Annotated in this window: 20 protein-coding genes and 2 tRNA genes; 13 read left to right on the forward strand and 9 right to left on the reverse strand. The window is 60.2% G+C overall.

Translation table 11 applies throughout. The annotated features are described in order from the left end of the window. Positions 1–46: 46 nt before the first annotated feature. From AC3WMV_RS04250 to AC3WMV_RS04280, 7 genes are all read right to left on the reverse strand, one after another. Positions 47–120: transfer RNA gene (locus AC3WMV_RS04250), tRNA-Cys, on the reverse strand. A gap of 46 nt (positions 121–166) precedes the next feature. After that, positions 167–242: transfer RNA gene (locus tag AC3WMV_RS04255), tRNA-Gly, on the reverse strand. 60 nt (positions 243–302) lie between these two features. Beyond that, positions 303–863: a CDP-diacylglycerol--glycerol-3-phosphate 3-phosphatidyltransferase gene (gene pgsA / locus AC3WMV_RS04260; RefSeq protein WP_003225417.1), complete on the reverse strand. Its 561-nt coding sequence runs from the start codon at positions 861–863 to the stop codon at positions 303–305. A 32-nt stretch (positions 864–895) separates the two neighbouring features. Then, a complete protein-coding gene (gene uvrC / locus AC3WMV_RS04265) occupies positions 896–2,719 on the reverse strand; it encodes an excinuclease ABC subunit UvrC (protein WP_027612674.1) in 1,824 nt (607 codons plus the stop codon). 2 nt (positions 2,720–2,721) lie between these two features. After that, positions 2,722–3,363 (reverse strand): response regulator transcription factor GacA, encoded by a 642-nt coding sequence (gene gacA / locus AC3WMV_RS04270; protein WP_103370539.1) that lies wholly within the window; start codon positions 3,361–3,363, stop codon positions 2,722–2,724. Between the two features lie 127 nt (positions 3,364–3,490). Continuing rightward, positions 3,491–3,934 carry a GNAT family N-acetyltransferase gene (locus AC3WMV_RS04275; protein ID WP_096796530.1) on the reverse strand — a complete coding sequence of 148 codons (444 nt, stop codon included), beginning with the start codon at positions 3,932–3,934 and terminating at the stop codon, positions 3,491–3,493. Beyond that, on the reverse strand, positions 3,931–4,692 hold the full coding sequence (locus AC3WMV_RS04280) for a carbon-nitrogen hydrolase family protein (RefSeq protein ID WP_096796529.1): 762 nt from the start codon (positions 4,690–4,692) through the stop codon (positions 3,931–3,933). Before AC3WMV_RS04280 ends, AC3WMV_RS04275 begins: the two co-directional genes overlap by 4 nt. A 615-nt stretch (positions 4,693–5,307) precedes the next feature. On the opposite strand from AC3WMV_RS04280, the gene AC3WMV_RS04285 reads away from it, so the two are divergent. Further along, entirely contained in the window at positions 5,308–6,372 is a 1,065-nt protein-coding gene (locus AC3WMV_RS04285; RefSeq protein WP_103366955.1) for a 3-deoxy-7-phosphoheptulonate synthase, read from the forward strand. A 73-nt stretch (positions 6,373–6,445) separates the two neighbouring features. Here the strand turns inward: AC3WMV_RS04285 and AC3WMV_RS04290 are convergent, their stop codons facing one another. Beyond that, on the reverse strand, positions 6,446–7,624 hold the full coding sequence (locus AC3WMV_RS04290; RefSeq protein ID WP_103366954.1) for a hypothetical protein: 1,179 nt from the start codon (positions 7,622–7,624) through the stop codon (positions 6,446–6,448). A gap of 337 nt (positions 7,625–7,961) precedes the next feature. On the opposite strand from AC3WMV_RS04290, the gene AC3WMV_RS04295 reads away from it, so the two are divergent. The 10 genes from AC3WMV_RS04295 (at position 7,962) to AC3WMV_RS04340 (ending at position 20,982) form a co-directional block, all read left to right on the forward strand. Beyond that, entirely contained in the window at positions 7,962–8,831 is an 870-nt protein-coding gene (locus AC3WMV_RS04295) for an esterase/lipase family protein (protein ID WP_103366953.1), read from the forward strand. A gap of 96 nt (positions 8,832–8,927) precedes the next feature. Further along, positions 8,928–9,209 carry a peptidylprolyl isomerase gene (locus AC3WMV_RS04300; RefSeq protein ID WP_016774509.1) on the forward strand — a complete coding sequence of 94 codons (282 nt, stop codon included), beginning with the start codon at positions 8,928–8,930 and terminating at the stop codon, positions 9,207–9,209. 135 nt (positions 9,210–9,344) lie between these two features. Next, complete coding sequence (locus AC3WMV_RS04305; RefSeq protein ID WP_097087312.1) at positions 9,345–11,213, forward strand: extracellular solute-binding protein; 1,869 nt, start codon at positions 9,345–9,347, stop codon at positions 11,211–11,213. Further along, positions 11,213–12,274 (forward strand): microcin C ABC transporter permease YejB, encoded by a 1,062-nt coding sequence (locus AC3WMV_RS04310; RefSeq protein WP_027612667.1) that lies wholly within the window; start codon positions 11,213–11,215, stop codon positions 12,272–12,274. Before AC3WMV_RS04305 ends, AC3WMV_RS04310 begins: the two co-directional genes overlap by 1 nt. After that, positions 12,274–13,296, forward strand: a complete 1,023-nt coding sequence (locus AC3WMV_RS04315) for an ABC transporter permease (RefSeq protein ID WP_098964175.1) — start codon at positions 12,274–12,276, stop codon at positions 13,294–13,296. The genes AC3WMV_RS04310 and AC3WMV_RS04315 overlap by 1 nt, the downstream gene beginning before the upstream one ends. Before the next feature lie 9 nt (positions 13,297–13,305). Continuing rightward, positions 13,306–14,880, forward strand: a complete 1,575-nt coding sequence (locus AC3WMV_RS04320; RefSeq protein ID WP_103366952.1) for an ABC transporter ATP-binding protein — start codon at positions 13,306–13,308, stop codon at positions 14,878–14,880. Between the two features lie 141 nt (positions 14,881–15,021). Next, a complete protein-coding gene (locus tag AC3WMV_RS04325; protein ID WP_027612664.1) occupies positions 15,022–16,437 on the forward strand; it encodes a sigma-54 interaction domain-containing protein in 1,416 nt (471 codons plus the stop codon). Positions 16,438–16,714: 277 nt separating this feature from the next. Then, entirely contained in the window at positions 16,715–18,106 is a 1,392-nt protein-coding gene (locus AC3WMV_RS04330; protein ID WP_027612663.1) for a GntP family permease, read from the forward strand. A gap of 7 nt (positions 18,107–18,113) precedes the next feature. Continuing rightward, entirely contained in the window at positions 18,114–18,887 is a 774-nt protein-coding gene (gene hbdH / locus AC3WMV_RS04335) for a 3-hydroxybutyrate dehydrogenase (RefSeq protein WP_047294787.1), read from the forward strand. A 139-nt stretch (positions 18,888–19,026) separates the two neighbouring features. Further along, positions 19,027–20,982, forward strand: a complete 1,956-nt coding sequence (locus tag AC3WMV_RS04340; protein WP_103366951.1) for an acetoacetate--CoA ligase — start codon at positions 19,027–19,029, stop codon at positions 20,980–20,982. A gap of 113 nt (positions 20,983–21,095) precedes the next feature. On the opposite strand, the gene AC3WMV_RS04345 is transcribed toward AC3WMV_RS04340, so the two are convergent. Continuing rightward, complete coding sequence (locus AC3WMV_RS04345) at positions 21,096–22,208, reverse strand: PilT/PilU family type 4a pilus ATPase (RefSeq protein WP_103366950.1); 1,113 nt, start codon at positions 22,206–22,208, stop codon at positions 21,096–21,098. A 133-nt stretch (positions 22,209–22,341) separates the two neighbouring features. Between AC3WMV_RS04345 and AC3WMV_RS04350 the strand changes: the two genes are divergently transcribed. Both AC3WMV_RS04350 and AC3WMV_RS04355 read left to right on the forward strand, forming a co-directional pair. Beyond that, positions 22,342–24,891, forward strand: coding sequence for a PAS domain-containing hybrid sensor histidine kinase/response regulator (locus AC3WMV_RS04350; protein ID WP_103366949.1), 2,550 nt, complete (start codon positions 22,342–22,344; stop codon positions 24,889–24,891). A 39-nt stretch (positions 24,892–24,930) separates the two neighbouring features. Next, positions 24,931–25,206: a peptidylprolyl isomerase gene (locus tag AC3WMV_RS04355; protein WP_003225447.1), complete on the forward strand. Its 276-nt coding sequence runs from the start codon at positions 24,931–24,933 to the stop codon at positions 25,204–25,206. The last annotated feature ends 68 nt before the right edge of the window (positions 25,207–25,274 follow it).

Genomic DNA, 25,274 nt, shown 5'->3' on the forward strand with positions numbered 1-25,274 from the left:
AATAAAAAAGCTCCGTAAATCATGGATCTACGGAGCTTGTTTATAGTGGAGGCCGAGGTCGGAATCGAACCGGCGTAGGCGGATTTGCAATCCGCTGCATAACCATTTTGCTACTCGGCCTCAAACGATCGCTGTTTAGTAGCACAACAACAACCGCGTACAAACTTGGAGCGGGAAACGAGACTCGAACTCGCGACCCCGACCTTGGCAAGGTCGTGCTCTACCAACTGAGCTATTCCCGCTTGGTGTGGCGCATTCTATAGATTTCAGATGCCCCGTCAACCCTTTGATTCAAAAAAGTTTTATTTCTTTTCAACGTCGGTTTTCAGATGCGGCCAGGCGGCCCGCAGGTATTGAACCATCGACCACAACGTCAGGCCCGCCGAGATCATCAGCAAGGCGTAACCCAGCAGCACCCAGAAGCTGAAATCGCGGGGATTGGCCAGCAGGATCACCAGCGCCAGCATCTGCGCCGCGGTTTTCCACTTGCCGAGATTGGACACTGCTACATGAGCGCGGGCACCGAGTTCGGCCATCCATTCACGCAAGGCCGATACGACAATCTCGCGGCCGATGATGACGGCTGCGGGAAGTGTCAGCCACAAATTGCCGTGTTCCTGAACCAGCAGTACCAAAGCGACTGCCACCATCAGTTTGTCGGCAACCGGATCGAGAAACGCGCCGAACGGCGTGCTTTGTTCAAGGCGGCGGGCCAGATAGCCATCCAGCCAATCAGTTGCCGCCGCAAAGGCGAATACCGAAGCGGAGGCCATATAGCTCCACTGGTAAGGCAGGTAAAACAGCAAAATGAAGATCGGGATGAGCAGGACGCGGAGAACGGTAATCAGATTAGGGATATTCATCGGCACAACTGGCTACGAGGTGAGTTGGCATTCTACTCGCTATGCAGGTTTGCATAAATCGACTCTGCGAGCTTTTTACTGATCCCCGGTGCTTTGGCGATCTCTTCGATGCTTGCACGAGACAGCTCCTGCAATCCACCAAAATGTTTCAACAAGTCCCGACGTCGGGTCGGCCCGACACCCGCAACGCCTTCCAGCGTCGAGGTGCGGCGGGTCTTGCCGCGCCGCGCACGGTGGCCGGTGATTGCGAAGCGGTGCGCCTCGTCACGAATCTGCTGGATCAGGTGCAACGCCGGGGAATCGCCACGCAGCGTGAACTCATGCGCGGCATCATTGAGATACAAAGTTTCGAAGCCCGCCTTGCGTGTTGCACCCTTGGCCACACCCAGAAGAATGAGATCCGGCACCGCCAGCTCGTTGAGTACGTCGCGGGCCATCGACAACTGACCTTTGCCGCCGTCCACCAACAGAATGTCCGGCAGCTTGCCCTCCCCGTCCTTCAGTTTGCTGAAGCGCCGGGTCAACGCCTGGTGCATGGCTGCATAGTCATCACCCGCCGTGACGCCTTCAATGTTGTAACGACGATAGTCGGATTTGATCGCGCCTTCCGGGCCGAACACGACACAGGAAGCGACGGTGGCCTCACCACTGGAGTGACTGATGTCATAGCACTCAAGACGCTGCGGCGGCTCATCCAGGTTCAGCACTTCAGCCAGCGCATCGAAACGCGCAGCCGTGTGTTGCCGGTTGGCCAGGCGTGCGCCCAGCGCTTGCTCGGCATTGGTGACCGCCAACTGCTGCCATCGAGCTCGCGTGCCGCGTACCCGGTGGCTGATGCTCAGCTCCCGACCGCGCAGCTCGTGGATGGCGTCGATCAGAGCCGTGGCGTCTTCGGGAACCACGTTGACGATCAGTTCGCCTGGCAGGTCGCGCTCCGGACTGCTGATGTAGTACTGACCGAGGAACGCCGCCATGACTTCAGCGACCTCCTCCTCGATACCCACCTGCGGAAAGAAGTTCTTGCTGCCCAACACCCGACCGCCGCGCACACTGATCAAGTGAACGCAAGCGCCGCCCGGGTTGACGAAAGCTGCGATAACATCGATGTCGCCCGTGCCGCCTTCCATGCTCTGCTGATCCTGAACCCGGCGCAGCAACGCAATCTGGTCACGCAACTCGGCGGCGCGCTCGAACTCGAGATTGATCGCCGCCTCTTCCATTGCCGTGGACAGCTCATTGGTCAGGGCATGACTGCGCCCCTCGAGAAACATCACCGAATGGCGTACATCCTCGGCGTAGACCTCAGGTTCGACCAGACCGACACAAGGCGCCTTGCAACGCTTGATCTGATATTGAAGACACGGGCGCGTGCGATTTTTGTAATAGCTGTCTTCGCACTGACGGACGAAAAAGGTCTTTTGCAAGAGGCTGAGGCTTTCGCGAATCGCCCCGGCGCTCGGGTACGGGCCGAAATACTTGCCCTTGGCCTTCTTCGCGCCACGGTGGATGCTCAGGCGTGGGAATTGGCCGTCAGACAGAAAGACATAGGGATAGGACTTATCGTCGCGCAGCAGAATGTTGTACGGCGGCCGCCACTCTTTGATCAGCGTCTGCTCAAGCAGCAACGCCTCGGTTTCGTTGGCGGTAATGGTCGTTTCGACCTGCGCGATACGCCCGACCAGCGCAGCGGTTTTTGGCGCCAGCCCGGTCTTGCGAAAATAGCTGGCAAGGCGCTTCTTGAGGTTCTTGGCCTTGCCGACATACAGCAGGCGCGCATCGCTGTCGAACATGCGATAGACGCCGGGGCGCCCACTGACAGTCGCCAGGAAGGCGCCGGAATCGAATACTTCAGTCATGATCAGGCGCTGGCATCCACCATGCCGTGGCGCACAGCCAGCAACGTCAGCTCGACGTCACTGCTGATCGACAGCTTTTCGAAAATCCGGTAGCGATATGTGTTCACCGTTTTCGGCGACAAGCAGAGTTTGTCGGAGATGATCTGCACCTTCTGGCAGCCGACAATCATCAACGCGATCTGGATTTCCCGCTCGGACAAGGCGTCGAAAGGTGAATCGTTGGTTGGCTGGAACGATTTGATCGCCAGTTGCTGGGCAATCTGCGGGCTGATGTATCGCTGCCCGGCAAACACCAGACGGATCGCCTGAACCATTTCCGGCAAACCAGCGCCCTTGGTCAGGTAGCCGGCGGCACCAGCCTGTAACAGGCGCGTAGGAAATGGATCTTCCTCGCACACGGTCACCGCGACGACCTTGATGTCCGGGTGGCTGCGCAACAGCTTGCGCGTGGCCTCGAGGCCACCAATACCGGGCATCTTTACGTCCATCAGGACCACATCGGGTTTCAACTCACGGGCCTTGATCAGGGATTCTTCCCCGGACTCGGCCTGTCCAACCACCTGCAAGCCATCGATATCGGCCAGCATACGTTTAATGCCTGTACGAACGAGATCATGGTCGTCGACCACTAGCACCCTAATCAAGCAGACACCTCGCGATATGGTCTTATTGGGATGCCGGACACCTTAGCAAAAAGTGCCAGACAGACCTAGCGGCAAGCATCATTTAAAAAGTTTCAATTCATCATCGAAGGCTTGCCGGCCGTGGGTTTCAGAGCACAAGTGTACCGAAATCGAGCTCCATCCTCAGGAAACACTCGTCCTCACCGCACACCTTGAAGCCTTTTCTCTTATACAGACTTTGCGCCGGATTATTTTTGAATACTGTCAAACGCAGTGCTGACAGTTTTTCGCCGCGAGCCAAAGCGACAACCTGATCAATCGCCCAGGATCCTGCACCTTGCCTGCGAGAGACCTCGGCTATTTGCAGCTCGCGGATGTACAAGGCCCGGCGATCATGACTGAGACTGAAAAATCCCACAGGAACTTCACCAAGAAGGATCAGCCAGTTGTCCCGCCCATCCCAAGCGACGTCGAACGCTTCGTCCTGCCACAGCAGCTCGTGGTCAATGTAATAGCGCAGCATGTTCTGGCACGTCAGCTCTCGGGCGAACGCCCGATCTGCCGATTCGGCACGACGCAATGCCCAGGTCACAGGTCTACCGCCACGGGTACTACTTGCCCCTGCCATGCGCCGGCATCACGCCGGGCAATAACCAACACTTCACCCGGCCCTCGCGCCGCCACCACCAGCGTCCCGCTTTCAGACCAGAACGCGCTGCGACCCGCCGATTGCCATCCACCCGTGAGCCCGGCGTGATTGGCCATCAGCACCGCCATTGAGTGGTTTTGGGCATAGCCCTGCAGCAGCGCGCTATCCACGCCGTAGCCTTTTTCCCCGATCAGCACGCCTGCTGCGTACAGGTCGGCACCAAGATTGGCGGCCGCTGCCGCGTGACTGGCGTGGGAAAAGTCAGCGCAGACCGCCAGCGCTACGGTATCGCCGCCTATGCTCAAGGACGAACCACCAGCACCTGGGGCATAGAAAAGCTCTTCGCCACTGTGCAGATGTTGTTTGCTGTAAACCTCAAGAGAACCATCCCCTCCTAATGTCAGCGCGCCGATCAATACCTTCGAACTGTCCCTATCGCGAATCGGCATACCGACGACAGCGGTGAGGCCCAGCTCGCGAGCGCAATCGCGCAAGGGTTGCAGCACAGCATCCTGCGGATCGATTGCCAGGTCTGCGGCCATCTGGCCTTCGTAGCCTGTCAGCGACAGCTCCGGGAACACCAGCAGCTCGACGCCCTGCTCCGCCGCCACGGCCATGAAGCGCAAATGACGGGCGAGGTTCGCCGCCAGATCACCGGCAATGGAGAGCGACTGGGCTGCAGCGACCGTGAACATCGACATGAATCATCCTTGGTGTTTGTGCAAAGCAACCAGTGTGTCACAACGCCTGCAGCACTCAAGCGATAGGTAACCTCCGCAATGGCGATAGCAATTTCTGATTGCTCAGCCGTACGGGCCTCTAGTAAGCTCGGCGCATTCATCGGAGACAAACCATGTTCAACGCCCTCTCACAGCTTCGTTCCGCCAGCGCCCTGCGCTCGGTTGCGGCTGCCCGGGCGAATGACGTTTGCGCTCCTGTCAGCTTTTATTTTGGGTATTGGTTTAGCCACTGGCGCGCCTGATACCCACCGGCGCCCATAAAAACGGGTCGCCTACCAGAGAATTCTCAACCCCCGGTCGGCCTCCCGACCGGGGGTTTTGTTTTTTCAGGCCCCAAATTTTTCAGCAACACACCAGAACTTTGAGGAATCACGACATGAACTACGCCACTTATTACCGTTACGACACTTTTACCGCCTGGCGATTTAGCAACCTCCGCTCGGGACAGCCTGCCGCCTCCGATCGGTCACCCACAGGTGGCAAGCACACACACGCAGCCAATCCGGCCAATTGTCGAACACCCCAGTAGGGCCGAGTGAGCGGGAAACACCCGCCGCCAGCCCAGGAATCCCGAATATGAACTCGTCTGTTTCTGCTCTGCCACTGACCACCCTTGATTCTGCCAACGAAGCACTGACCCTGCGTCTGCCCAGCGCGTTGCAGCTCAAACAGCAATTGCCCCTGAGCAATGCCCTCGCCCAGCAAGTCGCAGCCCACCGCCAGGCGGTCCGCGCGATCCTCAATGGCGAAGACCATCGCCTGCTGGTCGTCGTCGGCCCTTGCTCGATTCATGACCCGCGCTCCGCACTCGAATACGCCGAAAAACTTTCCCGCCTGGCCCATGAAGTCAGCGACGAGATGCTGCTGGTGATGCGCGCCTACATCGAAAAACCCCGCACCACCGTCGGTTGGAAAGGTCTGGCTTACGACCCGCACCTGGATGGCAGCGACGACATGGCTGGCGGCCTGACCCTGTCGCGTGAATTGATGCTTGAGATGATCCGCCTGGGGCTGCCCATCGCTACCGAGTTGCTGCAACCAATGGCGGCCGGCTACTTCGACGACCTGCTCAGTTGGGTTGCTATCGGTGCACGCACCACCGAATCGCAGATTCACCGGGAAATGGCCAGCGGCCTGAACATGCCCGTTGGTTTCAAGAACGGCACCGACGGTGGCGTAGGTGTAGCCGTCGACGCCATGCGCTCAGCAGCACATCCGCACCGACACTTCGGCGTCGACAGCCAAGGGCACCCGGCGATCATCCAGACCCCGGGCAATCCCGACACTCATATAGTGCTGCGCGGCGGTCATCACGGTCCTAACTACGATCGCGAAAGCGTCGCCCGCGTACATGCCGACCTGAGCCGACTGAAAATTCCGAGCCGGATCATGGTCGACTGCAGCCACGCCAACAGCGGCAAGGATCCACTGCGCCAGCCCGACGTGTTCAACGAGGTGCTCGAACAACGCCTGCAAGGTGATCGCGCCTTGATCGGCATGATGATTGAATCCCACCTGTTCGAAGGCTGCCAGCCCTTGAGCCCCACACTGCGTTACGGGGTGTCGGTTACCGATGGTTGCCTTGGGTTCAGTGCGACGGAACAGTTGCTGTCGAGCGCTGCCGAACGTCTTCGAGACTGATGATCCGAGCAGCCTTTGCGGGCTTATCAAAATCCCGCAAAGGCTGAGTCATCGCTCAGACTTCACCACCGGGTTATGCCCGCACCCGGATGCGTGTTATCTCGGAAGCCTGGCTGACATCATCCAGCCGCTCCACTGAATACGACACCTGCACCACAGTTTCCCGATGCTCTCGCCAGAAACGATAAGGCACGATGAATACCAAAGGCTCGCCTGCAGTTTCCCGGGTGATGTCCCGATCATCGCGGTGACTGAAATACTCACCATCGCATTTCAAGTAAACCAGCTCCCCCTCCTCGGCCTGGGCATTGCCGATCACCACGGTAATGCCATCCTCGGCATCTACTGCCTCCAATTCGCCATCTTGCGCTTCCAGTACCTGCGGAGCTGCGAGCTCGCCTCGCATCAATGGCGCGATCAGAATTCGCGAGGTTGCAGAGTTCCTCACCTGCGCCGACCTTGATTCCACCCGGTAGCTGACGCTCACCTCCTGCATACGATGAGGGGCGATGCGATCTGCGGGTATCCAGAAAGACAGCGCTTCGCCGACAGCAAACGGCTCCACGAGCAACACATCACTGATCACCGGCAGTCCTTCGACACCTTGCCACGACAGGATGACCCGGTCCCCGACAGCCATGCGGGCGTAAGGTCGCACGATAACGCTAGTGCCCTGCGGAACACGGGCCGGATCGAGCGTCCCGCCCACCGTTTCTTCAAGGATCGGAGCCAGCAAATCGGGTTCCGGATCACCCACATTCAGCTGCAAACGCCTGGATGACACGGGCTTCTGAAACGCAACGCTGTACAGCGTCCAGTAAACCTCCAGCGAGCCGCGCTCCAGCGCTGCGATGTGCAAACCCTTTATGACAAAGACGAGTTCCTGACCCACCTGGTTTTCACTGACCGCACGAGTGGTTTCGTGAATATAGGGCAATCCTTCGTCATCCAGCCCTTGCCAGCTCAGCACAAGTTTGTCGCCGCACAACATGTTCGGGTAAGGCGCCACCCTGACGAATGCATGGTCCAGTGAAGGATCAAGCATTCCGCCCTCCATAACCTCAAGCATCGGTGCAGGCAGCCACGAGTCTGGAGAGTCTGCCGCCGCAGACGCGTGTCGATAGCAGAATTCGAAGTGGTCGCCGTCCACCTTCAAACTCAGAAGACGGTGTTCACCGGATTCATCCGCTACAGGGGACATTTTTGACGCTGGTACCACAGAAGAATCGCCGGTGGCTTCGTTTATAGACATTCGTAGCTCCATTCCTTGGATAAAACGCCGCCGTGAAGGCCGCGTCGAACGAAATCCATTGAACACCATCCAGCGATCGGCGGAAGTCAGCACAACGCCTTCCGTCGGCAGGGTAAATACACCGCATGACGTAGGCTTACGAAGCAGAATCCAGCGATACCGGGCAAAAGATTGCCAAATGTTCCGACTACCCTCTCAAGCAGAAGCGAAAATTCGTACCGCTTTTAGTCCAATTTCCTGTCAGTACAGAGGATTTTTCAGACATCGCCGATCCGCAGGCCTGTTTTACAGTGGCACGCACCAACCACTGACAAGCATCTGCAAAAGAGGCAGGAACATGCAACGGAATGCGACAACCCGCTACCCCATCCTTTTGGTCCATGGCCTGTTCGGGTTTGACCGTATCGGCCATTTCGAGCTTTTTCATGATGTCAAGCAAGCGCTGAGGGAGGCAGGCGGGCAAGTGTTTGTGCCGCAGCTGTCCGCAACCCATGACAACGAAGTTCGCGGCCAGCAATTGATGTTCCAGATCGAGCGCGTTCTGCGAGGCACCGGCGCCGGTAAAGTCAACCTGATCGGACATAGCCAGGGCGCGCTGGCATGCCGTTATGCCGCTGCGCTCGCGCCGGAGAAAGTCGCCTCGGTGACATCGGTCAGCGGCCCCAATCACGGCTCGGAACTGGCTGACGCCTTACGCCTGGCGCTGGTTCCGGGAGGCCTGCCGGAGCAGGTGGCGGAGCACGCTGCGACACAGTTTGCGCGATTCCTCTCGCTACTCAGCGGTCAACCGGGTCTGCCGCAGGCCGCCGTAGCCGCACTCAATGCCCTGACGACTGCGGACGTCGGGCAATTCAACAAAAAATACCCTCAAGGCCTGCCTTCGACGTGGGGCGGCCAGGGGGCGGAACGGGTCAATGACGTCCACTACTACTCCTGGAGCGGCACGCTGCAGGACAATTTGTTGCAGGCTCTGGATCCAGTGCATTCCGTCTGCCACGCATTATCCAGCCATTTCGTCACGGAGGCCGGACAGAACGATGGTTTCGTGGGCCGTTACAGTTCTCACCTGGGCCGGGTCATCCGCTCCGACTATCCCCTCAATCACCTTGGCAGCTTGCGCCATCCGGGCGGGTTGCGAATACCCGGCGCGTATCCCGTCGACCTCTATGTCGAACACGCGATGCGCCTGAAAGCCGCGCAACTGTAGATGTACGTCAATGTACCGAGTGGAACTTTGCAGAGAAATCGCTTACTGAATCCGGTAGGCTCCACACTTTACTGAAATAGATTGGAGAATTTCCCCATGGCTAAAGCCACTGCCCGCCACATCCTGGTTTCCAGCGAAGACAAGTGCAACGAACTCAAGGCCCAGATCGAAGCCGGTGCTGATTTCGCCGAGGTCGCCAAGGCCAATTCCAGCTGCCCGTCCAGCCGTCAGGGCGGCGATCTGGGTTCATTCGGTCCTGGCCAGATGGTCAAGGAATTCGACACCGTAGTCTTCAGCGCGCCAATCAACGTCGTGCAAGGCCCGGTGAAGACCCAGTTCGGTTATCACCTGCTCGAAGTCACCAGCCGCCAGGACTGATCCGTCGCCTGACTGCTGTCCCAACGGCCCGCCTTTTGGTGGGCCGTTGTGTTTTGGTTACAGGATACGGCTGGCGACTGACGCGCCGCTCGCGTACAAATTGCGCTTATCGATCACCCGGCTTTAAGGCTGACAATGCGACTGGCTTTCCCGACTTTACTGTTCACTGCCGTGGCCCTGCTATTGGGCGCCGCCGGTGTGAACGCCACCCCGCAACATGCGTTGACCGTCTATGGCGAACCTGCCAAATACCCGGCCGGTTTCAGCCATTTCGACTACACCAATCCGCAGGCGCCCAAGGGCGGCACCATGCGCCGCTCGGCGATAGAGATCGGGCATTTCGATCACATCCTGCCTTATATAGACAAGGGCATCGGCGTCACCCAGATCGACGGCATGCTCTATTCACCGCTGGCCCAGCGCTCGATGGACGAGCCCTACACGGTCTATGGCCTGGTGGCGCAAAAGATGGAGCGCTCGCAGGATGGCCTGTCGCTGCGCTTCTTCATCGATCCCAAGGCACGTTTCGCTGACGGCAAGCCGATCACTGCCGAAGACGTGCGCTACACCTATGACCTGTTGATGACCCAGGGCAGCCTGCGCTATCGCACGCAGTTCGCCGACGTCAAAGGCGTGGAAGTGGAAGCGCCGCTGACCGTGCGCTTCGATTTCAAGAGCAACGAGAACCGCACCCTGCCGCTGGACATCGCCACCCTGCCGGTGTTTCCCGAGCACTGGTGGAAAACCCGCGACTTCGCCGGTGGCGGTGGCTATGAACCACCACTGGGCAGCGGCCCGTATCGGGTCGGCAAGGTCGACTCCGGGCGCAGCATCACCTTTGAACGCAACCCCGACTGGTGGGGCAAGGACCTGCCGGTCAGTCGCGGCCTGTATAACTTCGATCACTTCAGCATCGAATATTTCGGCGACACCGATGTCGCCCGCCAGGTATTGCGCGGCGGTGCCTATGACTACAACCGCGAGTTTTCCGCCACCGGCTATTCGATCGGTTACGACAGCCCTGCGCTGAGTGACGGCCGCTTGCAGAAAGCCCACCTGGCCACCGAGGCCCCGCAATCGGCGCAGGGGTTCGTGTTCAACCTGCAGAAACCGATGTTCCAGGATCGTCGGGTGCGCCAGGCGCTGGCGATGCTCTGGGATTTCGAGTGGAGCAACCGGCAGATGATGCGCAACATGTACATCCGCCAGCAGAGCTATTTCTCCAATACCGCACTGGCAGCCCGCGAGTTGCCGGATACCGCCGAGCTGAAAATCCTCGAGCCGTTGCGCGGGCAGGTTCCCGACGAAGTGTTCACCCAGGTCTTCGAGGCGCCGAAAACCGATGGCAGCGGGCTGATCCGCGACAAGCAACTGCAAGCCCTGGAACTGCTCGAACAGGCTGGCTGGAAACCCGAGGGCGACCAACTGGTCAACGCCGAAGGCGAACCTTTGAGTTTCACCTTTCTGGTCAGCCAGAACGGTATGGATCGCCTGCTTCTGCCTTACAAGCGCACGCTGAAACAGATCGGCATAGAGCTGAATATCCGTCGCATCGACTCCTCGCAATACGTCAATCGCCTGATGAGCCGCGACTACGACATGATCGTCACCGGCTACCCGGTCAGCACGTCTCCGGGGGGCGAGCTGCTCAACTACTTCGGCTCGATATCGGCCAACGACCCCGGCGCCAACAACTACATGGTGCTGAAAAATCCGGCGGTCGACACCCTGATCAACGGCCTGATCCGCGCCTCGACCCAAAGCGACATGTTGCACTACGCCCACGCTCTGGACCGGGTGCTGCAATGGAACTACTACTGGATTCCCAACTATTACCCGCCGGGCACCTCCACCGTCTGGTGGAACCGCTTCGGCATGCCGGCGATCCAGGCCAGCAATGACGAAGCCATCGAGAGCTGGTGGGAAATCAGCAGCACGCCGTTGACCAACCAACAGATGACCGCCGAAAAAATCGGGCGTGGCAGACCCGGAGGACCGCACTGATGTGGGCATACATTCTGCGGCGCCTGCTGCTGATCATTCCGACGCTGGTGATCATCCTGCTGGTCAATTTCGTGATCATTCAGGCGGCACCCGGCGGCCCGGTCGAACAGGCCATCGCCCATCTGCAAGGCATCGGCGGTGCGAGTGTCGGCGGCAGTTCCAGCGAAACCATGAGCAACACTTCGCGCGCCAGCCGTGGCCTCGATCCGCAACTGATCAAGGACATCGAAAAGCAGTACGGTTTTGACAAACCGGCGCATGAGCGGCTGTGGCTGATGCTCAAGAACTACGCGCAGCTGGACTTCGGCAAAAGCTTTTTCCGCGGTGCGACGGTCACCGATCTGATTCTGGAAAAAATGCCGGTGACCATTTCCCTCGGCTTGTGGGCGACGCTGATCACCTATCTGGTGTCGATCCCGCTGGGCATCCGCAAAGCGGTGCATCACGGCAGCCATTTCGACATCTGGAGCAGCACCGCGATCATCATCGGCTACGCGATGCCGGCGTTTCTGTTCGCAATGTTTCTGATCGTGGTGTTTGCCGGTGGCACGTCATTGAACTGGTTTCCAGTGCGCGGTCTGGTCTCGGACAACTTCGAATCGCTGTCGACCCTGGGCAAGATTGCCGATTACTTCTGGCACCTGGTGTTGCCGGTGACGGCGCTGGTGATTGGCGGCTTCGCCACGCTGACGATTCTCACCAAGAATTCGTTCCTCAATGAAATCACCCGCCAGTACGTAGTCACCGCCCGCGCCAAAGGCTTGAGCGAGCGCCGCGTGCTTTACGGCCATGTGTTCCGCAATGCGATGCTGCTGGTGGTCTCGGGGATTCCGCAGGCGTTCATCAGTGTGTTCTTTGCCGGTTCGCTGTTGATCGAAGTGATCTTCTCTCTCGACGGCCTCGGCCGCATGAGTTACGAAGCGGCGGTTTCTCGCGACTATCCGGTGGTGTTCGGCTCGCTGTTCATCTTCACCCTGTTCGGCCTCCTGATAAAACTGATCGGCGACTTGTGCTACACCCTGGTCGACCCGCGTATCGACTTCGCCGCGAGGAACGCCTGATGTTCAAGCTCTCGCCTCTGGGCCGTCGCCGTTTCGCGCGATTCAAGAAAAACCGCCGTGGCTGGTGGTCGTTGTGGCTGTTTATCGGACTGTTCGTGGTGACGCTGGGCGGTGAACTGATCGCCAATGACAAACCACTGGTGGTCAGCTATCAGAACCAGCTCTACTTCCCGGTCTTCAAGCGCTACACCGAACAGGAGTTTGGCGGGCAATTGCCGTTCCAGGCCGATTATCGCAGTGACTATGTGCAGAACCTGATCCGCAAGGACGGTGGCTGGCTGCTGTTCCCGCCAATCCCGTTCAGCGACGACACGCCCAACTACGACCTCAATCAACCTGCGCCGAGCCCGCCCTCGAAGGTCAACTGGCTCGGCACCGACGATCAGGCGCGTGATGTGTTGGCGCGGGTGATTTTCGGTGCCCGGGTATCGATCCTGTTTGCCCTGATGCTGACCGCCGTCAGCGCGCTGATCGGCATTGCCGCCGGCGCCCTGCAAGGCTATTACGGCGGTTGGGTCGATCTGCTCGGGCAGCGTTTGCTGGAGGTCTGGAGCGGATTGCCGGTGCTGTACCTGCTGATCATTTTGTCCGGTTTCGTCGAGCCGAATTTCTGGTGGCTGCTGGGGATCATGGCGCTGTTTTCCTGGCTGGCACTGGTGGATGTGGTGCGCGCCGAGTTCCTGCGCGGGCGTAATCTGGAATACGTCAAAGCGGCGCGCGCGTTGGGCCTGAGCGACCGCAAGGTGATTTTCCGGCACATCCTGCCCAATGCGATGAACGCGACGCTGAGTTACTTGCCGTTCATTCTGACCGGCGCAATTTCCACCCTTACCGCCCTCGACTTCCTCGGTTTCGGCATGCCCGCCGGCAGCGCTTCGCTGGGCGAACTGATTGGTCAGGGCAAGCAGAACCTGCAAGCGCCGTGGCTCGGGCTGACAGCATTCTTCACCCTGGCGCTGATTCTTTCTTTACTGGTGTTCATCGGCGAAGCGTTACGTGACGCGTTCGACCCTCGATCCTGAAGTGTGACCATGACTGATAACCTGATCGAAATCCGTGACCTGAACGTCGCCTTCCATGGCCAGCCGGCGGTGCGCGACCTGTGCCTGGACATCCGGCCCGGCGAGTGCCTGGCGCTGGTCGGCGAGTCAGGCTCGGGCAAATCGGTGACTGCGCATTCGATTCTGCAGTTGCTCCCCGAAGGCGATGCGCAAACCAGCGGCAGCATTCACTATCGCGGTCAGGAGCTGCTCGGCGCCGATCCGAAAGTGCTGCGCGAACTGCGTGGCAACCGGATCGCGATGATCTTCCAGGAACCGATGACCTCACTCAATCCGCTGCACACCATCGAAAAGCAGATCGGTGAGACGCTGCTGGTGCATCGGGGCCTGGGCGGTAAAGCGGCGCAACAACGCATCCTTGAACTGCTGGAGCTGGTGGGTATTCAGAAACCCAAAGAGCGCCTCAAGGCCTATCCGCATCAACTGTCCGGCGGCCAGCGGCAACGAGTAATGATTGCCATGGCCCTGGCTTGCGAGCCGGAACTGCTGATCGCTGACGAGCCGACCACGGCGCTTGATGTGACAGTGCAACGCAAGATCCTGCTGCTACTCAAATCTTTGCAACAACGCCTGGGCATGTCGCTGCTGCTGATCAGTCACGACCTCAATCTGGTGCGCAGCATTGCGCAACGGGTGTGTGTGATGAAGGCTGGCGAAATCGTCGAGCAAGCCCCGTGCGAAACCCTGTTTACCGAGCCAAAGCATCCTTATAGCTGCGTGCTGCTCAACGCCGAGCCGGAAGGCGAAGCCCTGCCCCGGGACGAACGCGAGAACGTGCTGGAAGTGGATGATCTGCGCGTCGAGTTCGTCGTCGGTGGCGGGCTGTTCCAGCGCAAACAATATTTGCGCGCGGTGGACGGCATCAGCCTGAATATCCAGCGCGGCAAAACCCTGGGCATTGTCGGTGAGTCCGGTTCGGGCAAGTCAACCCTGGGTCAGGCGATTCTGCGGTTGCTCGATTCCGAGGGCAGTATCCGTTTTCAGGGCACCGCCCTCGACGGCCTCGATCAGAAGCAATTGCGACCATGGCGTCGGCAGATGCAGGTGGTGTTTCAGGATCCGTTCGGCAGCCTCAGTCCACGGATGTCGGTGGCGCAGATCATCAGTGAAGGGCTGGAGGTGCATTGTCAGTCCAGCGCCGATGAGTGCGATGCACAGGTGATCCGTGTACTCAAGGAAGTCGGCCTGGATCCGGAAAGCCGTCATCGCTATCCGCACGAATTTTCCGGCGGTCAGCGCCAGCGCATCGCCATCGCCAGGGCACTGGTGCTGAAACCGGCGCTGATCCTGCTCGACGAGCCGACCTCGGCCCTTGATCGTACCGTGCAGAAACAAGTGGTCGCCCTGCTCCGCGACCTTCAGGAAAAACACGGTTTGACCTACCTGTTCATCAGCCACGACCTGGCGGTGGTGCGGGCGCTGGCGCATGACATGATCGTGATCAAGGACGGCAAAGTGGTTGAGCGCGGTGCCAGCCACGAGGTGTTCGACTCACCGCAGCATCCTTACACCAAAGAGCTGTTGGCGGCGGCGCATCCGGGGTAGGCATAATCTGGCGCATGCCTTGATACCGAGTAGCATCTATCGCGAGCAGGCTCACTCCTACAGTGGAACGCATTTCAAATGTAGGAGTGAGCCTGCTCGCGATGGCGTCGCCACAGCCGAAACACATCCAGGATCTTCCAGATGAACACCACCGAAAGCCTCAAGGACTACCAACGCGTGCGCACGCTGGCGATCCGCTCGCTGTTCGAGATCATCGAGCAGTCCAGCGAAGGCACGGTGATTGTCGATCGTGATGCAAACATCGTCTGGATGAACGAGCGCTATGCGCGGCGTTTTGGTCTTGAGTCGGCGAAAAAAGCCATCGGCAAACCCTGCGAAAGCGTGATCCCCGGCAGCCTGCTGCGTGAAGTAGTGCGCACCGGCCGGCCGATCCTGCTGGACATGCAGGACACACCGAAAGAGCCGCTGGTGGTGATGCGTCTGCCGATCCACGACGATGCCGGGGCGGTGATCGGCGCCATCGGTTTTGCCCTGTTCGATGAATTGCGCAGCCTGTCGCCGATGCTCAAGCGCTACCTGAGCATGCAGGAAGAACTCGCCTCGACCCGCTCGCTGCTGCGGGCGCGGCAGACCAAATACAACTTCGCCCATTTCATCGGCACCAGCAGCGCCAGCCTCGAAGTCAAACGCCGTGCCCGCCGCAGTGCGAGCACCGATTCACCCGTGTTGTTGCTCGGCGAAACCGGCACCGGCAAGGAGTTGCTGGCCCAGGCGATTCACAGCGCTTCGCCCCGGGCGCACAAAGCCTTCGTCAGCATCAACAGTGCGGCGATTCCCGAAGCGCTGCTGGAAGCCGAGTTTTTCGGCACTGCGCCCGGTGCGTTTACCGGCGCCGACCGCAAGGGTCGTACCGGCAAATTGCAGATCGCTCAGGGCGGTACGCTGTTTCTCGATGAGATCGGCGACATGCCGTTGCCGCTGCAGAGCAAACTGCTGCGGGTGCTGCAGGAAAAGGAGTTCGAACCGGTTGGCTCCAACGACGTGATTCAGAGCGATGTGCGAGTGATCGCGGCGACTTCGACCGATCTGCAAGCCGCGATCAAGCGCGGTGAATTCCGCGCCGACCTGTATTACCGACTTAACGTGCTGCCGATCCAGGTTCCGCCGCTGCGCGAGCGTCTCGACGATTTGCCGGCGCTCAGCGAGGCGATCCTTGAAGAGTTGCGTAGCCAGCATGAACTGAGTCGCGCAGCGCTGGATCTGCTCGGGCAACATGCGTGGCCGGGCAACATCCGCGAATTGCGCAACGTGCTGGAGCGCGCGGCGCTGCTCAGCGATGACCTGATCCTCACCGAAGAGGATATTCGCGCGGCCATCGGCACCTTTACCCCGGTTGAGCGCCCGTCGGTGTCGACGCGAGAGCCGTTGGCGGATGAGACTTTCGCCGAGGCACGGCAGCGGTTTGACCGGCAGTTGATCCAGTCCGCCCTCGCGCAATGTGCGGGCAAAGTGCCGGAGGCGGCGGCTCGACTGGGACTGGGACGCTCGACGCTGTACAAGAAGATGCTGGCCTTGGGCATCACCGAGTCTCAATAAAGAGACCTGAGTCTCCAATAAAAGACAACAGCAAAAGCTTCGTGAGCAAGCCCGCTCCCACAGGGGATACGCATTCCAAATGTGGGAGCGGGCTTGCTCGCGAAGGCGTCAGCCCTCTCAACAAAAATCTCCAGAAGGAGACAACCCTTCAACTCTCAACACGCTTAAACCTATAAAACCCTTACATTTCAATGATTTGAATATCTGGCACAGATCTCGCTAAAGCCTCTCCTGCACCCGCTTCACCCACAAAAATAACAATCTTTGGAGACACTCCATGAGTGTGATCATTGCCTTGGCAGCCCTCGCGCTGCTGATGCTCGCCGCCTACCGTGGCTACAGCGTCATTCTCTTCGCCCCGATTGCCGCCCTCGGCGCTGTCCTGCTCACTGACCCTTCCGCCGTCGCGCCTGCCTTCACCGGGGTGTTCATGGAGAAAATGGTCGGTTTCATCAAACTGTATTTCCCGGTGTTCCTGCTCGGTGCCGTGTTTGGCAAGTTGATCGAATTGTCGGGGTTCTCCCGTTCGATCGTGGCCGCAGCGATTCGCTTGCTCGGCACGCGTCAGGCGATGCTGGTGATCGTGCTGGTCTGCGCCCTGCTCACTTACGGCGGCGTGTCGTTGTTCGTGGTGGTGTTTGCGGTGTATCCATTTGCCGCGGAAATGTTCCGCCAGAGCAACATTCCCAAGCGCCTGATCCCGGCAACCATTGCCCTCGGCGCATTCTCGTTCACCATGGATGCCCTGCCCGGCACGCCGCAGATTCAGAACATCATCCCCAGCACTTTTTTCAACACCACCGCGTGGGCCGCGCCGTGGCTGGGGGTGATCGGCACGATTTTCGTGTTCTGCGCCGGCATGTTGTTCCTGCAGCGCCAACGCAACAAGGCCCAGCGTGCTGGCGAAGGTTACGGCACCGAGCTGCGTAACGAGCCGGAAACCGCCGAAGACCTGAAACTGCCGAACCCATGGATCGCCCTGTCGCCGCTGCTGGCGGTGGGCATCATGAACCTGCTGTTCACCCAGTGGATTCCGCAGTGGTACGGCAAGACCCACAGCCTCGCGTTGCCGGGGATGGCCACGCCGGTGACCACGGAAATCGCCAAGCTCACCGCAATCTGGGCGGTGCAGGCGGCATTGCTGATCGGCATCCTGATGGTGTTGGTGTTCGGCTTCAAGGCGATCCGCAGCAAACTCGCCGAAGGCAGCAAAAGCGCGGTCAGCGGCGCACTGCTGGCGGCGATGAACACCGCCTCGGAATACGGTTTCGGTGCGGTAATCGCTTCGTTGCCGGGCTTTCTGGTACTGGCCGACTGGCTCAAGCAAATCCCCAATCCGCTGGTCAACGAAGCGATCACCGTGACCCTGCTGGCGGGTATCACCGGTTCGGCGTCGGGCGGCATGAGCATTGCTCTGGCGGCGATGTCCGAGCAATTCATCGCGGCGGCGCACGCGGCGAACATTCCGCTGGAAGTGCTGCACCGCGTGGCCGCGATGGCCAGCGGCGGCATGGACACCCTGCCGCACAACGGCGCGGTGATCACCCTGCTGGCGGTCACTGGCCTGACCCACCGCGAGGCCTATAAAGACATTTTCTGTATTACGCTGATCAAGACCCTGGCGGTCTTCGTAGTGATCGGCACTTTCTACGCCACTGGCATTGTGTGAGGTATTCATGACGACTCTTTCGGGCAAGACCGCACTGGTTACCGGTTCCACCAGCGGCATCGGTCTGGGCATCGCCCTGAGCCTGGCCAAGGCCGGCGCCAACCTGATTCTCAACGGTTTCGGTGATGCCTCGAGCGTGATCGCCGAAGTCGGCCAGTTCGGCGGCAAGGTCGGTCATCATCCGGCGGACGTCAGCGATCCGGCGCAGATTGCCGACATGATCGCTTACGCCGAACGCGAATTCGGCGGCGTCGACATTCTGGTCAACAACGCCGGGATTCAGCACGTGGCGGCCGTGGAGGAGTTCCCGGTAGAGCGCTGGGACTCGATCATCGCGATCAACCTGTCATCGGTGTTCCACAGCACCCGCCTGAGCCTGCCGGGCATGCGCGCCAAGGGTTGGGGACGAATCGTCAATATTGCCTCGGTGCATGGTCAGGTGGGTTCGACCGGTAAAGCCGCGTATGTCGCGGCCAAGCATGGAGTGATCGGTTTGACCAAAGTGGTCGGGCTCGAAACGGCTACCAGTAATGTGACCTGCAACGCGATCTGCCCGGGCTGGGTGCTGACGCCGCTGGTGCAGAAACAGATCGATGATCGCGCCGCCAAAGGCGTTGATCCGCAGCAGGCGCAGCATGATTTGCTGGCGGAGAAACAACCGTCGCTGGAGTTCGTCACGCCGCAGCATCTTGGGGAATTGGTGTTGTTTCTATGCAGCGAGGCTGGCAGCCAGGTGCGCGGGGCGGCGTGGAATATTGATGGAGGCTGGTTGGCGCAGTAATGCTGCGCCCCTGTGGGAGCGAGCCTGCTCGCGAAAGCGGTGTATCAGCCAACATCAATGTTGAATGTAATTCCGCTATCGCGAGCAGGCTCACTCCTACAAGTGATGTGTCATGAACAACACAACAAGAGGCAAACCAATGTCCGACCTCCTCTGGCAACCCGACGCCGAGCGTATCGCCCAATCGCGCATGGATCAGTTCCGCCGCGACATCAATCAGCGCCATGGCCTGGCGCTGAGCAGCTACACCGACCTGCACCGCTGGAGCGTGGAACAGCGCGAAGCGTTCTGGCAGGCGGTCGTCGATTTCTTCGACATCCGCTTTCACACCCAGCCCGACGCCGTCCTGCGTGAAGGCGCGCAGATGCCCAGTGCCGAATGGTTTCCCGGCGCGACCCTGAACTTTGCAGAACACCTGCTGCGCCGTCGTGACGATGCCGTTGCAGTGATCGCCGTGGCGGAAAACGGTCAGCGCGAACAGCTGACCTGGGCCGAACTGGCCGAGCACGTCGCCGGTTTTCAGGCCAGCCTGCAAGCCGCCGGTGTCGGCCTCGGCGACCGCGTGGCCGCGTGCATGCCCAACACCTGGCAGACTCTGGTGGCGATGCTCGCGACCACCAGCCTCGGGGCGATCTGGTCGTGCTCGTCGCCGGACTTCGGCACCCACGGCGTGATCGACCGTTTCGGCCAGATCGAACCCAAAGTGTTGATCACCTGCGCCGGCTACCGTTACGCCGGCAAAGACATCGACCAGACCACCAAGATCAACGAAATCCTCGCGCAACTGCCGTCGCTGCAGCAGTTGATTATCGTGCCCTATGCTCGTGCGCAGGCCCGTGCCGAGGATTACCAAACCCACGCCAACGTGACGTTGTGGGACGATTTCTACCAACCCGGCGGCGAACCGCGGTTTGTCCCGGTGCCGTTCAATCACCCGTTGTACGTGTTGTATTCCAGCGGCACCACCGGCGTGCCGAAATGCATCGTGCACAGCACCGGCGGCGTGCTGCTGCAGCATGCCAAGGAGCATGGCCTGCACGTCGATCTCGGCCCCGGTGACCGGTTGTTCTACTACACCACTTGCGGCTGGATGATGTGGAACTGGCTGGTCTCGGCCCTCGCGGTCGGCAGCGCGGTGGTGCTGTATGACGGCTCGCCGTTTCACCCGGATAACCAACGCTTGCTCGATCTGATCGACGATGAGCGCATCAGCGTGTTCGGCACCAGCCCCAAGTTTCTCGCAACACTGGAAAGCAGCGGCATCAAGCCTGCGCAAAGCCACGATCTGAGCAGCCTGAAGACCTTGCTCTGCACCGGCTCCGCGCTGTCGCCACAGAGCTATGACTTCGTCTACCGCGACTTCAAGCGCGATGTGTGCCTGGCGTCGATGTCCGGCGGCACCGATGTGGTGTCGTGCTTCGTCAACGGCAACCCGCTGTCGGCGGTGCGCCGCGGCGAAATCATGGGCAAGAGCCTGGGCATGGCTGTTGAAGTGTGGAACGACGCCGGCGTTGCCGTGATCGGCGAAAAAGGCGAGCTGGTCTGCACCCGGCACTTCCCGGCGATGCCCGTCGGGCTGTGGCATGACCCTGACGGTGCAAAACTGCGCAAATCCTATTTCAGCCTGTTCCCCGGTGTCTGGGCCCAGGGTGACTACGCCGAGCAATTGCCCCACGGCGGGATGCTGATCCACGGCCGCTCCGACGCCGTGCTCAACCCCGGCGGCGTGCGCATCGGCACGGCGGAAATCTATCGTCAGGTCGAGAAAGTCCCGCAGGTGCTGGACAGCGTGGCGATCGGACAGCAATGGCAAGACGATGTGCGCGTAGTGCTGTTTGTCCGTCTGCAGGATGGCGTGACGCTGGATGACCACCTGCAACAACAGATCCGCCAGGTGATCCGCGCCAACACCACACCGCGCCACGTGCCGGCGAAGATCGTCGCGGTGACCGATATTCCGCGCACCATCAGCGGCAAGGTGGTGGAACTCACGGTGCGTAATGTGGTGCACGGTGAGCCGGTGAAAAATACCGATGCGCTGGCCAATCCCGAGGCCTTGGAGCAGTTCCGCAATCGCCCGGAGCTGTCGGATTAGCACGCCATCCCCTTGTGGGAACGGGCTTGCTCGCGAAGGCAATCTGTCAGTCGATAACAATGTGACTGATACACCGCTTTCGCGAGCAAGCCCGCTCCCACAGGGGTGGGGTGTTAATCCATCAGGCCCCAATCGCCTGATGTTGTGGGTGCGGGCGCCGGGCCCGCCTCGGTGTGCAGTTTCAAACGCAGGCGCAGATTGTTCTGCGAATCGGCATGCTTGAGCGCTTCGTCCTCACTGATCACGCCCTCCACCACCAGCCCGTACAGCGCCGCGTCGAACGTCTGCATGCCGGCCTCGCCGGACTTCTCCATGATGCCTTTGAGTTCGCCCAACTCGTTGCGGCGGATCAGGTCGGCGATGGTCGGGGTGCCGAGCATCACTTCGACCGCCGCCCGGCGCTGGCCGTCCACAGTGCGCACCAGCCGTTGCGAGACGAACGCCTTGAGATTGTTGCCCAGTGCATGCAATAGCTGCGGGCGGCGCTCTTCGGGGAACAGATTGACGATACGGTCCAGCGCCTGATTGGCGTTGTGCGCATGCAGCGTCGACAGCACGAGGTGCCCGGTGTCGGCAAATGTCAGCGCATGCTCCATGGTTTCGCGGTCACGGATCTCGCCGATCAGCACTACGTCCGGGGCCTGGCGCAGGGTGTTTTTCAGCGCCGCATGGAAACTGCGGGTATCGACGCCGACTTCGCGTTGATTGATGATCGAGCGCTGGTGTCGATGGATATACTCCACCGGGTCTTCGATGGTGATGATGTGCCCGCTGCTGTGGCGATTGCGGTGATCGATCAGCGCGGCCAGCGAGGTGGATTTACCGGAGTCGGTGGCGCCAACGAACAGGATCAGCCCCTGTTTGAGCATCACCGTTTCCAGCAATACCGGCGGCAGTTTCAGGTCTTCGAAGCGCGGGATATCGAGTTTGACGTTGCGGATCACGATTGACACATCATTGCGTTGCTTGAAGACGTTCACCCGAAAACGCCCGATGCCCGTACGGGAAATCGCCAGGTTCATTTCCAGATCCCGATCGAACTCGCGCCGTTGCTCGGCGTCCATCAGGGAGTTGGCGATGGTCTCGACCTCGCCGGGCTTGAACGGCCGCTCGCTGAACGGCGTCAGCACGCCATCGATGCGCGCACTGGGTGGCGCTCCCGTGGACAGGAACAGGTCAGAGCCGTGCTGGCTCGACAGACGGAGCAACAGTGCATCGATTTCCATGGCAATAAGCACCCGCGAAGCATTCAATGAACAGAAATGACCCGCTGTCGTGACGTAACGGGTCATACAGCGTCTACCGCAAGTGCAAGAATAGTAGATGCCAACGCACTGACCGACGCTCAGGATACATTTGATGAACGCAGCACCCTCCCCCGATGACGCCCAAGCCCTGATCGCCCGTACCGACTGGAGCCGCACGCCGTTGGGCGCTTCTGGCACCTGGCCGCAAAGCCTGCGCACCGCGGTGGACATCGTGATTCACTCACCGATGCCGATGCTGCTGTTGTGGGGGCCGCAGCTCACGCAGATCTACAACAATGGCTTTGCAATGCTCGCCGGGAGCAAGCATCCGCACGCTTTCGGACAGCCGGCGCACCTTATATGGCCGGAACTTCAAGACTTTACCGACCCGATTTATCGAGCCGTCCTACAAGGCCAGATGCGCACCTACAGCGAGCGGCGATTTACCCTGCAACGCGGAGGCGTAGAGTCCGACTTCTGGCTGGACCTGACCTACAGCCCCATCCGCGATGAAAACACGCAAGTGGCCGGGATCCTGGTGACGGCCATCGAAACCAACGAACGCCGGCGCATCGCCCTCGAACTGCAACGCCGCTCCGAAGAAAGTCTCAAGGCTCAGCGCGACACTGAAGAACGCCTGCAACTGGCGCTGGCCGCCACCGATGCGGTTGGCACCTGGGATTGGGACATCGGCGAAGACCGTTTCATTGCCGACGCGCATTTCGCCCAGTTGCACGGCATTGATCCGGCCCACGCCAGCCAGCTACCGATCAGCGACTACCTGCAAGGCGTGCACCCCGAAGACCGCGCCCTGATCGCCCGCAGTATCAAGCATTGCATCACCCACGGCACCGAGTACGCCGAGGAATATCGCCTGCTGAAAGCCGACGGCGAGCTGCGTTGGGTGTTTGCCCGTGGCCGCTGTTACAAGGATCACCACGGGAGACCAGTGCGCTTCCTCGGCGCCGCGCTGGATCTGACCGAGCGCAAGCACACCGAGCAGGCGCTGCGCCAGAGCCAGACGGAATTGCAGCTGATCATCAATGCAATGCCGATCCTCATCAGCTATGTCGACCACGAAGAGCGCTTTCGCCTGAACAACGCGGCGTATCTGGACTGGTACGGCCTCACGCCGCAGGAACTGTATGGCCGCACCATTCGCGAAGTGATCGGCGAAGAAGCCTACTTCCTGCGCGCGCCCTATATTGCCGAGGCCCTGGCCGGGCGGCCCTGCTCGTTCAGCCTGTATACCCCGCATCGCGACGGCAGCAACCGCCATGCGCTGATGAATTACCTCCCGCGCCACGGCGCCGACGGCTCAGTCAACGGTTTTTATATTTTCGTGATCGACGAATCCGAACGGAAGAAGACCGAAGAAGCCCTGCGCAATCTCAATGAAACCCTCGAAGAGCGGGTCAGCGCCCGCACCGAACAACTGGCTCAGGCCAATCAGCGTCTGCAGAACGAGATGTTCGAACGTGAGCGCGCCGAAGATGCGTTGCGCCATGCGCAGAAAATGGAAGCGGTCGGCCAGCTCACCGGCGGTATCGCCCACGACTTCAACAACATGCTCACTGGAATCATCGGCAGCCTCGACCTGATGCAACGCTACATCGCCGACGGCCGCGCCGATGAAATCGGCCGTTTCACCGAAGCGGCGGTGTCGTCGGCCAACCGAGCGGCGGCGCTGACCCATCGGCTGCTGGCGTTCTCGCGCCGGCAATCGCTGGACCGCAAGACCCTCAACGTCAACGAACTGATTCATTCGCTGGAAGATTTGATCCGCCGCACCAAGGGCGACCCGATCGAACTCATGCTGCGCCTGGCCGACGATGTCTGGCCGATCAGCACCGACGTCAGCCAACTGGAAAATGCTTTGCTCAACCTGGTGATCAACGCCCGCGACGCCATGCCCGATGGCGGCGAGTTGCTGATCGAAACCGCTAATGTCTACCTCGACGGCAACGACATCACCACCCTCGAACCGGTCAAGGCCGGCGACTACCTGATGCTGGCGGTCAGCGACAACGGCACCGGCATGACGCCGTCGGTACGGGCCAAGGCGTTCGATCCGTTCTTCACCACCAAACCGATCGGCCAGGGTACCGGGCTCGGACTGTCGATGATTTATGGCTTCGCCCAGCAGTCGGGCGGGCATGTCAGCCTCGACAGTCTGCCGAATCAGGGCACTTGTGTGCGCTTGTACTTGCCGCGTCTGAACCTGCTGGAACCCGAACGGCCAGTCGTGGAAACCCTCAGTGCGGCGCCGACGGCCACCTGTGGCGAAACCGTGGTGGTGGTTGAAGATGACCCGGCAGTGCGCATGCTGGTGCTCGATCTGCTCAAGGAGCTGGGTTACCTCGCCCACGAAGCCGCCGATGCCAGCGCCGCCCTGCCGCTGCTGGAATCGGAGCTGCGTGTGGATCTGCTGGTGACCGACGTTGGACTACCAGGGATGAATGGCCGGCAACTGGCGGAAATCGCCCGCCAGCATCGTCCGGGGCTGAAGGTGCTGTTCATGACCGGTTACGCGCAGAAAGCCGCCGAGCGTCAGGGCTTTCTCGAGGATGGCATGGACATGGTGGCCAAGCCGTTTTCGATTGAAGTGCTGGCCAACAAGATCCGCGAGATGATCAACCAAACGCCGTCACTTGAGGCATAATCCCGCGCCCCGCCGTCACCCCGTTACAGGTATCGCACGATGAAAGCCCAAGCCCGCCACATTCTGGTGAAAACCGCCGAAGAGGCCGAACAACTCAAGCAACGCATTGCCAAGGGCGAAGCGTTCGATGTGCTGGCGAAGAAATACTCGACCTGCCCGTCCGGCAAACGCGGCGGTGATCTGGGTGAAGTGCGGCCGGGGCAGATGGTCGGCGCGATCGATGCGGTGATCTTCAAGAAGCCGCTGCGCACGGTGCACGGGCCTATCAAGAGCAAGTTCGGCTATCACCTGGTGCAGGTGTTTTTCCGCGATTGAGTGCTTGGCCTTAGGGCCTCTTCGCGAGCAAGCTCGCTCCCACAGTCTGGAATGCGGCCCCCTGTGGG

It is taken from the genome of Pseudomonas sp. FW305-3-2-15-E-TSA4, assembly GCF_058787295.1.

What these genes read in the sequence shown, in the direction of transcription:
- AC3WMV_RS04330 (WP_027612663.1), top strand. Translation starts at nt 16,715, where the DNA reads ATGAGTGTGATCATTGCCTTGGCAGCCCTCGCGCTGCTGATGCTCGCC.
- uvrC (WP_027612674.1), bottom strand. Translation starts at nt 2,719, where the DNA reads ATGACTGAAGTATTCGATTCCGGCGCCTTCCTGGCGACTGTCAGTGGG.
- AC3WMV_RS04355 (WP_003225447.1), top strand. Translation starts at nt 24,931, where the DNA reads ATGAAAGCCCAAGCCCGCCACATTCTGGTGAAAACCGCCGAAGAGGCC.
- AC3WMV_RS04290 (WP_103366954.1), bottom strand. Translation starts at nt 7,624, where the DNA reads ATGTCTATAAACGAAGCCACCGGCGATTCTTCTGTGGTACCAGCGTCA.
- AC3WMV_RS04350 (WP_103366949.1), top strand. Translation starts at nt 22,342, where the DNA reads ATGAACGCAGCACCCTCCCCCGATGACGCCCAAGCCCTGATCGCCCGT.
- AC3WMV_RS04280 (WP_096796529.1), bottom strand. Translation starts at nt 4,692, where the DNA reads ATGTCGATGTTCACGGTCGCTGCAGCCCAGTCGCTCTCCATTGCCGGT.
- AC3WMV_RS04315 (WP_098964175.1), top strand. Translation starts at nt 12,274, where the DNA reads ATGTTCAAGCTCTCGCCTCTGGGCCGTCGCCGTTTCGCGCGATTCAAG.
- AC3WMV_RS04345 (WP_103366950.1), bottom strand. Translation starts at nt 22,208, where the DNA reads ATGGAAATCGATGCACTGTTGCTCCGTCTGTCGAGCCAGCACGGCTCT.
- AC3WMV_RS04295 (WP_103366953.1), top strand. Translation starts at nt 7,962, where the DNA reads ATGCAACGGAATGCGACAACCCGCTACCCCATCCTTTTGGTCCATGGC.
- AC3WMV_RS04320 (WP_103366952.1), top strand. Translation starts at nt 13,306, where the DNA reads ATGACTGATAACCTGATCGAAATCCGTGACCTGAACGTCGCCTTCCAT.
- hbdH (WP_047294787.1), top strand. Translation starts at nt 18,114, where the DNA reads ATGACGACTCTTTCGGGCAAGACCGCACTGGTTACCGGTTCCACCAGC.
- AC3WMV_RS04340 (WP_103366951.1), top strand. Translation starts at nt 19,027, where the DNA reads ATGTCCGACCTCCTCTGGCAACCCGACGCCGAGCGTATCGCCCAATCG.
- AC3WMV_RS04285 (WP_103366955.1), top strand. Translation starts at nt 5,308, where the DNA reads ATGAACTCGTCTGTTTCTGCTCTGCCACTGACCACCCTTGATTCTGCC.
- AC3WMV_RS04325 (WP_027612664.1), top strand. Translation starts at nt 15,022, where the DNA reads ATGAACACCACCGAAAGCCTCAAGGACTACCAACGCGTGCGCACGCTG.
- AC3WMV_RS04305 (WP_097087312.1), top strand. Translation starts at nt 9,345, where the DNA reads ATGCGACTGGCTTTCCCGACTTTACTGTTCACTGCCGTGGCCCTGCTA.
- AC3WMV_RS04300 (WP_016774509.1), top strand. Translation starts at nt 8,928, where the DNA reads ATGGCTAAAGCCACTGCCCGCCACATCCTGGTTTCCAGCGAAGACAAG.
- pgsA (WP_003225417.1), bottom strand. Translation starts at nt 863, where the DNA reads ATGAATATCCCTAATCTGATTACCGTTCTCCGCGTCCTGCTCATCCCG.
- AC3WMV_RS04310 (WP_027612667.1), top strand. Translation starts at nt 11,213, where the DNA reads ATGTGGGCATACATTCTGCGGCGCCTGCTGCTGATCATTCCGACGCTG.